This window comes from Nocardiopsis sp. RV163, assembly GCF_001029525.1.
Classification (GTDB): domain Bacteria; phylum Actinomycetota; class Actinomycetes; order Streptosporangiales; family Streptosporangiaceae; genus Nocardiopsis; species Nocardiopsis dassonvillei.
On sequence record NZ_LEKI01000188.1, the window covers coordinates 1 to 9666 of the forward strand.

Genomic DNA, 9666 nt, shown 5'->3' on the forward strand with positions numbered 1-9666 from the left:
TGCGGCCCGCGCTGGTCAACAACTGGTACCGCTACGTGGGCGACCCGGCCGTCCCCGAGCAGGAGGCCGACATGCTGGCCCGCTCACCGATCAGCCGGGTGGACCGGATCACCGCGCCGCTGATGGTGGCTCAGGGGGCCAACGACGCCCGCGTGGTCAAGGCCGAGTCCGACAACATCGTCGCCGCGCTGCGCGAGCGCGGAGTGGACGTGGAGTACCTGCTCAAGGAGGACGAGGGACACGGGTTCGTCAACCCGGAGAACCAGCTCGACCTCCACCGCACGGCCGAGCGCTTCCTCGCCCGCCACCTGGGCGGACGCCGGGAGTGAGCCCGGCTGGGCCCCGGTCGGGCGGGGCGGCCGGGCCCAGCCCGCCACCGTGTCCCGGCCGGGCGGGGCCGACGGCCGCGGGCCCCGCGGGGTCCGCGGGCCACCCGACCGGTCAGGGACGCTGGTCGTCCTGCTGTTCGGCCCGCTGGTCCGCCATCGCCGCTCGGGAGAGGCGGTTGAGGACGTCGAGCTGAGCGGGGTTGTACAGGTCGTTCAGCGCCGTGGTGAACGCCTGCGCGGCCTTGTGCCGGTCGATGGCCGTCCCGGGCTGGGAGATGCGCAGCTCCGGACGGTCGGACAGCACCTCGCGAGAGGCGCGCCACAGTCGTTCGGCGAGCTCATGCCGGGTCCGCTCGTCGGCGTCGGTGGGCAGGTTGTTGAACTCCTCGTCGGAGGCACCGGAGCCGTAGGCCCGCGCCAACTCCGTGAGGGCCCGCTGCGTCTGCGGCGTGAACAGGCGTGACATGACAGCGGCCAGCGAACGATCGGCCTCGGTCATGGCGATCCCGGTGGTGGCCAGAGCCATGTCGGGCGGCAGTTCGGTCGGCCCGGGCCCGCGCAGCGCCAGCGCCAGCTCCTCGCGCATCCGCCGCAGGCGCTCGATGGCCTGGGCGAGTTCGTCGTCCAGGGCCCGCAACTCCTGTTCGGGATAGGCGTCGGCCTCCCCCATCTCGGCGATCTGCACCAGGGAGAACCCCAGGTCCGACAGTCGTTTGACGCGCAGGACCCGCACCAGGTGCTCGACCCTGTAGCGCTTGTAGCCGTTGGCACCGCGCTCGGGCTCGGCCAGCAGGCCGACCTCGTGGTAGTGCCGCACCGTCCGCAGGGTCGTTCCGGCCAGCTCGGCCAGTTGACGGGTGCTCCACGCCATGACGTTCCCTCCGCGCTCACGGTCCGGCGGCCTTCGCTCCACCGGGAACGCTAGTGCAGACCAAGCGGTCCCCGGCCCGTACCGCTTGTCCGGTCGTCGCGGGCCGAGGACCGCGCACCCGGACCGGGAGTCGCGCGTCCGGGCAGCACGGTGGTCGGCTGTGCGCGGGGCGAGCGGGGTGGACGCCTCTACGCAGGCGGCCCGGTTGCCTTTCCACAGGAGGACGACACGGACTGGTGGGGTGACGGCCAGGGACGTAGGCTCGGATTCGGGGGTTGTCGCGCCGCCCGTGGGCGCGCCACACACCCCCGAATCCAGTGTCCTCCGGCCCGCCCTACCCGGCCGAGCCCCGATCCTTCCCTGTGGACAGACACGCCCGGTGACGAGCTCCCCGGGACGAGCGACCGGAGACGGGCTTCCCGGGACGCGCGACCGGGGACAGGGCCCCTGGGCCGGGCCCCGGAGACAGGCGACCGGGAGTCAGCTCCCGAACCCGGCGCGCACGAGCGGCCCTCAGGCCGGACGGCGCGGACCGCGGCGCCGTGAGGCCGACCCGCCGCGCTCGGTCGAACCACCGCGCCCAGCCGACCCGCGCTGTCCGCCGCGCGAGCCCGCTCCGCGACCGCCCTGGCGGCGCTGCTCCTCTCGGGGAGGGCTGGGCAGGGTCACCGGAACGCCTGAGGGCTCGCGGGCACCGGTCACCCGGGCCAGTTCGGGGTCGTCGGCGCTCACCTGTGCGGTGTGCGCGTCGATCCGGGCCCGCTGCATCAGCCTTGCCATGTCCCGCCGCTCGCTGGGCAGCACGAGCGTGACCACGCTGCCCGTCTCGCCAGCGCGCGCGGTGCGTCCGCCCCGGTGCAGGTAGTCCTTGTGGTCGGTGGGCGGGTCGATGTTGACCACCAGGTCCAGCCCGTCCACGTGGATGCCGCGCGCGGCGACGTTGGTGGCGACCAGCGCGGTGACCGTGCCGTCCTTGAACTGCTTGAGGGTGCGGGTGCGCTGGGGCTGGGACCGGCCGCCGTGCAGCGGCGCCGCGCGGACGCCGCTGTTGAGCAGGTGCTTGGCCATGCGGTCCACGGCGTGCTTGGTGTCCAGGAACAGGATGACCTGCCCCTCGCGGGCCGCGATGCGGGTGGCCGTGTCCTGCTTGTCCATGTGCGACACGTGCAGGACGTGGTGCTCCATGGTGGAGACCGCGCCCTCGGACAGGTCGACCGAGTGGACCACCGGGTCGTTCAGGAACCGGCGGACCAACGTGTCGACGTTGCGGTCCAGGGTGGCCGAGAACAGCATGCGCTGGCCCCCGGTCGGCACCTGCGTCAGGATCGCGGTGACCTGCGGCATGAAGCCCATGTCGGTCATCTGGTCGGCCTCGTCCAGGACGGTGACGTCCACCCGGTCCAGAACGCAGTCGCCGCGCTCCATCAGGTCGCGCAGACGGCCCGGGGTGGCCACGACCAGCTCCACGCCCTGCCCCAGCGCGCGGGCCTGACGGCCGATGGGCATGCCGCCCACCACGGTCGTCGTGCGCACGCGCAGCGAACGGGCGTAGGGGGCGAGCGAGTCGTTCACCTGCTGGGCGAGCTCCCGCGTGGGGGCGAGCACCACGGCCAGGGGGCGGCGGGGCTCGGCCACGCGTCCCTCCAGCCGGGCGAGCAGCGCCAGCCCGAAGGCCAGGGTCTTGCCCGAACCCGTCTGGCTGCGGCCCAGGACGTCGCGCCCGGCCAGCGAGTTGGGCAGCGTCGCCGCCTGGATGGCAGACGGTGTGGTCAGGCCCTGGCGGGCCAGCGTCGACTTCAGCGGCGCGGGCATCTCCAGGTCCTGGAAGGCGTGGACCGGGTCGAGCGCGGGGGTGGTCGAGACGGGGAGCGCGAACTCTCCGGAGGGGCGTCCTGCCTGGCGCCCGCCGGAGCCGCCGCGCTGGGGGCGTCCGCCGGACGGGCGGGGCCGCTGACGGCCGTAGCCGCCGGAGGGACGGCTACGGCGCGCGTCGGTACGGGGTTGGTTCATATGGGGCCTTTCGCCGCCGACGCGTGCCTGGCGGGAAGCCCTCGGGGGCTTCGGCGTGTGACACCGGGTGTGCGCCGGAAAGAGTCTTCGGAGATCCACGGCCTGCACGGAGAACCCGGGGTCGTGGCGGAGTAGCCGGACCAGCGCCTGTCGGAGAACGACGGCCAGAGAAGCGGTCCGGGAAAAGCAGAACCGGGGAGGGGCCGCCGCCGCGAGGGCGGGCCCCTGCCCCGGAAGGAGTCTGAGCTCGGTCAGATCAGGGTGATGTTGTCGGCCTGGAGGCCCTTGGCACCCTGGGTGACGTCGAAGTCCACGGACTGGCCCTCCGCGAGCTCGCGGTAGCCACTGCCCTGGATGGCGGAGTAGTGGGCGAAGACGTCGGGGCCGCCGCCGTCCTGCTCGATGAAGCCGAAGCCCTTTTCACCGTTGAACCACTTGACCTTGCCGGTCGCCATGGGGGTTCCTCTCGTTCGGGAGTATGAAGAAAACCGCGGTCTGACGATTTTCCCGTCACTGCGGCAATAACCCGAAAAAGATGTACATCCAACGGGAATCACGACTGCAACTCCACTGAACCTAGCACACCTTCTCCCCTGCGCCACAGAAATACCGTGTGTCACATGGCACCGGAAAACGTGGTAAGGATCCACCCGGAAAACACGTTGTTCCCGGCCCCGGTCGGGGTCGCGGACGGCGAAGGAGCCGAAGGCCCTGGTGGTGTCGAACACGGTCCTCTCATGACTCTCGCGCGCCGCGGCGGCGCGGTGTTCACCGCTGAGCTGGATGATCTGGACGTGGTTGCCGTCGGGGTCGAGGGCGGTGCCGAACAGGCTGCCGTCGCGGTCCTCCGCGCCAGCCATCCGCTGCCCCGCGCGTCCACACGGGCGGCGACGGCGCGGGCGTCGTCCACGTCGGCGTCGAGGATCACTCGGGTCGGGTCTCCCGCCCTGGGCGCGACGTCGTCACGGCGGTCGACCAGCAGGTGGAAGGCGCCCGGGCGCAGGACGCGGTAGCCGTCCATGCCGGCGTCGTCCTGGTGTGGGAGGACGTCGGCGTACCAGTCGTGCAGGCGGTCGGGGTCGGTAGTGGCGAGCGGCATGCCGCCGAGGTCGGGGCGTTCCATGGTCTCCTCCGGGCGGTGCGGTGTCCGGGTCCGCGCCACCGGGTCCGGTGCCCGGTGCCGGTCGGCACCGCCGGTCCCGGACCAGCCGGGTCCGGTGCCCGGTGCCGCTCACCCGTACCGGCTCGCCGGGGCGCGCGGACTCATCGGCCTGCGGCGGCGCTGTTCGGAGGTGCCGTGGCGCGGGGTGGCGCAGGGGTCCGCCTCAGGCACGCTCGGGGTCCCGTCCCCGGTCACCGGATCGGCCGGAACGCTCGGCCCGGAACACGCCGGCGGGGCCGGTCCCCGCGAACCGCGGGGACCGGTCCTGTCCGGCACCTCAGCGGCTCAGCCGCCGGAAGCGCCGCAGCGCCAGCGGGACGAAGACCACCATCAGCGCCAGCGGCCACACCACCGCCATGAGCAGCGCGTTCTGGGCGATCCAGGAGTCGTTGGCCGCCACCGGGTTGCCGAACAGGTCGCGGGCCGCGATCACCGTCGCCGACAGCGGGTTCCACTCGGCCACCGGCACCAGCCAGTCCGGCATGGTGTCGGTGGGCACGAAGGTGTCCGCGACCATGGCCAGCGGGAAGACCAGTGAGAAGAACTTCATCGCCGCCTCCGGACTGCGCACCACCAGCCCCAGGTAGATGCCGATCCAGGTGAAGGCAAGGCGCAGCAGCAACAGCAGCCCCAGGGCCGCCAGCGCGGCGAGCGGGCCCTCGTGCCACCGCCAGCCGACCAGCAGCCCCATTCCGGCCAGTACCGCAAGGTCCACCACCGCGGAGAGCACGTCGGCCAGGCCGCGCCCGGCCAGCAGCGAGGCGGGGGCCATCGGCAGCGTGCGGAACCGGTCCACCACACCGCGCCCGGCGTCGGTGACCACCGCGATAGTGGTGTTGCCGATCCCGAAGGCCATGGTCAGCGCGAACAGCCCGGGCATCAGGAACTCGCGGTACTCCTCGCCGGGAGCGTCCATGACCGCGCCCATGGCCTCGCCGAAGACGAAGCCGAACAGCAGCACGGCCAGGACGGGGACCATGAGCGTGCCGACGAGTTCGTCGGGCTTGTACACCAGGTGCAGCAGGTAGCGGCGGGCCACCACCCAGGTGTCTGCCACCGCCCAGCGTGCCCGCGCCAGGGGGCCGGGCTCCTCCGGAACCGGACGTCGCGCCTCGGTCGCGGACGCCACGGCGCCTCCCTCCTCCGGGGCCGGCGGCCCCGCCCCGGTCACGGACGTCACGGCCCCTCCCCGCGCGTGCCCTGACGGCCGGTCAGCCCCAGGAAGACGTCGTCCAGGGTCGGACGGCGCAGGGCGATGTCCTCCACGTCCAGCCCGGCCCGGTCCAGAGCGCGCACCGCCTCGGCCAGTCCCGCGCCGCGGCGGTCGAAGGGCACCGACACCCGCAGGGCGTCGGCGTCCACCTCGGGCAGGGCCCCGGCCACGCGGCCAAGGACCTCCGCGACCGGCGAGAGCGCGTCGGCGCAGGCGACCACGGCCTCCACCCGGCCGCCCCCGACCCGGGACTTGAGCTTCTCGGGAGTGCCCTCGGCGATGACCCTTCCGGCGTCGACCACCGAGATCCGGTCGGCCAGACGGTCGGCCTCCTCCAGGTACTGGGTGGTCAGCAGCACGGTCGTGCCGCCCTCGGCCAGGTCGCGCACGGCCCGCCAGACCTCTGCGCGGCTGCGCGGGTCCAGGCCCGTGGTGGGCTCGTCCAGGAACAGCACGGCGGGGTCGGGGATCAGGCTCGCGGCCAGGTCCAGGCGGCGGCGCATGCCGCCCGAGTACTCGCGCACCGGGCGGTGGGCGGCGTCGGTGAGGCCGAACCGCTCCAGGAGTTCGGCGGCCCGCGCCCGCGCCTCCCGCGCGCGCAGGTGGTGCAGGCGGGCGAACATCTCCAGGTTGCGCCGCCCGTCGAGGACCTCGTCGAGGGCCGCGTACTGTCCGGCGAAGCCGATGCGCGAGCGCACCCGCGCGCTCTGGCGGGCCACGTCGAACCCGGCGACGCGCACCTGCCCGGAGTCGAAGCGCAGCAGGGTGGACATGACCCGCACGGCGGTGGTCTTGCCCGCGCCGTTGGGCCCCAGCAGCGCGTGCACCGCGCCGGGGGGCACCTCCAGGTCGAAGCCCTCCAGGGCGGCGCGGCCGCGGGCTCCGGGGTAGGCCTTTCGCACGTTCCGGGCCAGGATCACCGGGTCGGCGGTGCGGTGCTCGGCTGCACGGTCGTCGACGGTGGGAGCGGGCCTCACGGCGCGGCCTCCTCGACCGGGGCCCCGGCGGCCGGGAGCCGCCCCGGGCGCGTACGCTGGGCGGGCACGTCCGGCCGGGTGACCTCGGCGTGGCGGCCCAGGCCGATTCGCGCGATGTTGCGCACCGACTCGCTGTCCTCGGTGTAGTAGGAGCAGTGGCCGGGGATGGGGCCGGTGGCGAAGGCGGTGGCGCCGAACCCGGGACGCAGCGGCGAGGGGCCGTGGCCCAGGTCCCGCCAGCGTCCCCGTGGGAAGAAGCGGATCCAGTCCGCGGGGCCCAGCGCCGCCCACAGGTTCCCGGTGAAGCCCAGGTCGGCGACGGAGTTCCCGCCCATCCCGGGGCTGCCCAGGGCCACGCACTCGTCCACGTGCCCGTGCCGCAGGGCCAGACCGCACACGACGGTGCCGTAGCTGTGCCCCACCAGCGTGATGCGGGCGGTGCGGGGAAGGAAGGCCGTCAGGCGGGCCAGGTCCTCGGCGCCGCGTTCGGCCGGCCCCCGGAAGGCGGCCTCGGCGAAGCCGCGCGGGGTGTCGTAGCCGACCCAGACCACGACGGCGGAGCGCTCCTCGGGGGCGAGGGCCCGCATGGTGCGCAGGACCGTCCCCCCGTTGACCCGGGGCCGGGTGGGGCGGTTGGCGTCGAAGTAGTTGCCCAGGTAGTTGTCGTTGCCCGGGACCAGGACCACGATGTGGTCGGCAGCGGCCACGTCCCCCAGCGCCTCGACGATGCGCCCGTCTCCGGTCTCGTCGTGGGCCAGGAGCCGCAGGCCGTGCCACTCGCGCTCCTCGTAGCGCAGGGGGGTGGGGGGCGAAGCGTGACGTGGGCCCGCCGCGATCATGACTCTCCTGGGGAAGTTTCGAGTGCCGACAGGTGGGGGGAACCGACCCTTTTCACGCTAGGTCCGCGGCGGGGTCGGTCTCCATGGCGCTGTCCCCCCGAACCGGGTCTGGCGTTGACCACCCGGTTCGGTAGTGGTGACACCACTACCGGCCGTACGACGCACGGTCAAATTCCGACTAAAGCGACAAATAAGACGAAAGGCTTTCGGGTAGGTGGTGGTCGGACAACCGTGAACCGGACGGACAGTGTCGAGCGGCCATAAGGGCGCCGCGAACGCGGTCGTCGCGCGCCGGGGCCCGCTCTCCGCGAGAGCCTGGGGGTATCCATGCGAGCCGTGGTCTTCGAGAACTACGAGCGGTTCCCGTCACTCACCGACGTTCCCGTGCCCGAGCCGGGGCCGGGAGAGGTCCTGCTGCGGGTGGCGGGGGCGGGCGCCTGCCATTCGGACGTCAGCGTCTACCGCCACTTCAAGGAGGGGCAGGCCGGGGCCCAGAAGCCTCCGTTCGTCCTGGGGCACGAGAACTCCGGATGGGTGGAGGCGCTCGGCGACGGCGTGAGCGAGCGCGTACGGGTCGGCGACGCCTACATGGCCTACGGCCCGATCGGCTGCGGTCACTGCCGCATGTGCGCCCGGGGCCGGGACACCTACTGCGAGAACGCGGCCACCATGCCCTACCTGGCGGTGGGCCTGGGGCGCGACGGCGGCATGGCCGAGTACATGACCGTGCCCGCCCACCACCTGGTCCCGCTGGGCGACGCCGACCCGGTGGAGGCCGCACCGCTGTCGGACGCGGGTCTGACGCCGTACCACGCGGTCAAGGAGGCGCTGCCGCACCTGGAGGGGGGCGGTCGGCACGCCCTGGTGATCGGCCTGGGCGGGCTCGGGCAGATCGGCGTGCAGATCCTCAGGGCACTGACAGGCGCGACGGTGATCGCCACCGACGTCAAGGCCGAGCCGCGGGCCTGGGCCGAGCGCAACGGCGCGGTCACCGTGGGGGCGGGCCCGCGCCAGGTCGAGGAGATCCGCGAGATCACCGGCGGCCGGGGCGTGGACGCGGCCTTCGACTTCGTTGGCATCACCCCGACGATGGCGACCGCGGCGGCGTCGATGGCCCGGGGCGGGCGGCTGACCGTGGTGGGGATCGCGGGCGGCACGCACGAGTTCTCGTTCTTCACCAACCCCTACGAGTCCTACGTCACCAACACCTACTGGGGGACGGTGGGAGAGCTGTGGGAGGTGGTGGACATGTACAAGGCGGGGCAGATCCGTCCGGAGGTCGAGAGGTTCGCCCTGGGGGACGCCCTGGAGGCCTACCGGAGGCTGGAGGCCGGGGAGGTCTTCGGCCGCGCCGTGGTGGTTCCGCACCTGGGCTGACCGGACCGGATGTTGCCGGATGGGGCCGGGGCGCGTGCGGCGTCCCGGCCTCATCCGCGGCTTGTGCGGCCGACGCGGCGAGCGGGCCCGCCTGTTCGGTGCGTGGTCGGCGGCCAGTGGGACCGGTGGGACCAGTGCTCGGTGAAGGGGCCACTGAAAGAATCCGGGCCGGCGAGAACCCCGGGGCCGCCGTGACACTCCCATGGAACGAGAACACGACAATCGGCCGGAGCGGCGGCACAGGGGCGTCGAGTTACCGCCGTCCGGGCAAGTGAGAAGGAGCGAAATGACGGGTTTCTTCAGCCCAGCCCTGCTAAGCATGGCTCAGCCCCATCTGGCCTGGGTCGTCGAGCAGACGGCCTTCTTCGACGAGACCGTGCCGTTCGACCAGTTCCAGGTCGACCTCGCCCAGGAGGCGGCGTGGCGCGGCGGTCGACGCCTGCGCGTCGGGCTGCTCGGCAGCTACGCCGAGGACGGAACGTGGCTGTGGGGCTGGGCGAACCCGGCCTTCGAGGGGAGACCCGTGGTCACCGACGCCCTGCGCCTGCGTGAGACGGGCGAACGCCACGCGGTGCCGGAGCTGGCCGAGGGGTTGGTGGACCTCAACCACCTCCCCGACCCCCGGCTCGCCTCCGACCACATGTCCCTCATCGCGATGGGCCTGCTCGGCACACGCGGCGGCATAGTGTTCAACCATGCGGGACGGGCGCGCACCTTCCTCACGGTCACCGACCCCGGAATCCCGTGGGCCCCTCCGCGGATGAACTGCTCCCTGGAAGTTGGACTGGAAATCCAGTTCCATCGACCAGGGAGCAGTCCCATGAGAGCGAGCAGCTCGCTCACCCCCTCCCAACGCGAGAGGGCGATAGCGTGGTTCGAACAGGGCAT

At 73.0% G+C, this 9666-nt stretch carries 9 protein-coding genes and 1 pseudogene; 3 read left to right on the forward strand and 7 right to left on the reverse strand.

Translation table 11 applies throughout. The annotated features are described in order from the left end of the window. Positions 1–329, forward strand: a 329-nt coding sequence (locus ABD54_RS23270) for a S9 family peptidase (RefSeq protein WP_047871668.1), incomplete at its 5' end; no start/stop codon positions are given. A 112-nt stretch (positions 330–441) separates the two neighbouring features. Here the strand turns inward: ABD54_RS23270 and ABD54_RS23275 are convergent. The 7 genes and pseudogenes from ABD54_RS23275 to ABD54_RS23305 form a co-directional block, all read right to left on the reverse strand. Continuing rightward, a complete protein-coding gene (locus tag ABD54_RS23275; protein WP_047871669.1) occupies positions 442–1200 on the reverse strand; it encodes a MerR family transcriptional regulator in 759 nt (252 codons plus the stop codon). A gap of 513 nt (positions 1201–1713) precedes the next feature. Beyond that, positions 1714–3210: a DEAD/DEAH box helicase gene (locus ABD54_RS23280; RefSeq protein WP_047871670.1), complete on the reverse strand. Its 1497-nt coding sequence runs from the start codon at positions 3208–3210 to the stop codon at positions 1714–1716. A 251-nt stretch (positions 3211–3461) separates the two neighbouring features. Beyond that, positions 3462–3665 carry a cold-shock protein gene (locus tag ABD54_RS23285; protein ID WP_047871671.1) on the reverse strand — a complete coding sequence of 68 codons (204 nt, stop codon included), beginning with the start codon at positions 3663–3665 and terminating at the stop codon, positions 3462–3464. 285 nt (positions 3666–3950) lie between these two features. Beyond that, positions 3951–4333 (reverse strand): annotated as a pseudogene (locus tag ABD54_RS27565) (VOC family protein); the annotation flags it as partial. A 316-nt stretch (positions 4334–4649) separates the two neighbouring features. Next, complete coding sequence (locus tag ABD54_RS23295) at positions 4650–5501, reverse strand: ABC transporter permease (protein ID WP_047871675.1); 852 nt, start codon at positions 5499–5501, stop codon at positions 4650–4652. A gap of 47 nt (positions 5502–5548) precedes the next feature. Then, positions 5549–6562, reverse strand: coding sequence for an ATP-binding cassette domain-containing protein (locus tag ABD54_RS23300; RefSeq protein WP_200904180.1), 1014 nt, complete (start codon positions 6560–6562; stop codon positions 5549–5551). Beyond that, complete coding sequence (locus ABD54_RS23305) at positions 6559–7401, reverse strand: alpha/beta hydrolase (protein WP_047871673.1); 843 nt, start codon at positions 7399–7401, stop codon at positions 6559–6561. Before ABD54_RS23305 ends, ABD54_RS23300 begins: the two co-directional genes overlap by 4 nt. Before the next feature lie 327 nt (positions 7402–7728). Here ABD54_RS23305 and ABD54_RS23310 point away from each other — a divergent pair, with 327 nt between their 5' ends. Together ABD54_RS23310 and ABD54_RS23315 are read left to right on the forward strand one after the other, a co-directional pair. Continuing rightward, complete coding sequence (locus ABD54_RS23310) at positions 7729–8778, forward strand: NAD(P)-dependent alcohol dehydrogenase (protein ID WP_047871674.1); 1050 nt, start codon at positions 7729–7731, stop codon at positions 8776–8778. A 319-nt stretch (positions 8779–9097) separates the two neighbouring features. Further along, on the forward strand, positions 9098–9666 hold a 569-nt coding region (locus ABD54_RS23315), incomplete at its 3' end, for a DUF6882 domain-containing protein (protein WP_394324550.1).